This is a genomic window from Pelomonas sp. KK5 (genome assembly GCF_001984095.1).
Lineage (GTDB): Bacteria > Pseudomonadota > Gammaproteobacteria > Burkholderiales > Burkholderiaceae_C > KK5.
Genome location: NZ_LYVQ01000550.1, coordinates 1 through 533 on the forward strand (window position 1 = coordinate 1; position 533 = coordinate 533).

At 72.6% G+C, this 533-nt stretch carries 1 protein-coding gene; it reads right to left on the reverse strand.

Annotated features, from left to right (window positions below):
* Nucleotides 1-487: magnesium chelatase domain-containing protein (locus B0W88_RS32230; protein ID WP_144007167.1), on the reverse strand; the 487-nt coding region annotated here is incomplete at its 3' end.
* Nucleotides 488-533 lie beyond the last annotated feature (46 nt).

The window sequence follows — 533 nt, forward strand, 5'->3', positions numbered from 1 at the left end:
GGTGCGCGGCGCGCCGCACTTCCACGCCGCCGACCAGCGCCGCCTCCGCCGCGCTCGCCTCGGGCAGCACGAGCGTCCGGCCCCTGCCGTCGCGCCGCAGCGCCAGGCTCATCGCCAATGCGCCCCGCACCGGCCGCAATTCACCGGCCAGTGACAACTCGCCGGCGCATTCGATCTGCGCCAGCTTCGCCGCGTCGATCTGCCCGCTGGCCGCGAGGATGCCCAGCGCGATGGGCAGGTCGAAGCGGCCGCCTTCCTTGGGCAGTTCTGCGGGCGACAGCGCCACGACGATGCGCTTGTTGTGAGGGAAGGACAGGCCGCTGTTCTGCAGCGCGGCGCGCACCCGTTCGCGCGACTCCTTCACCTCGATATCGGCCAGGCCCACCAGGGTGAACAAGGGCAGGCCGTTGGCCAGGTGGACCTCGACGCCGACCGGCGCGGCGGTCAGCCCGTCGAGGGCGCGGCTGTGGACGATCGCCAGGGACATCAGCGGACTCCGGACAGAGGGGCAGCGATTGTGCAAGCCGGGGTCG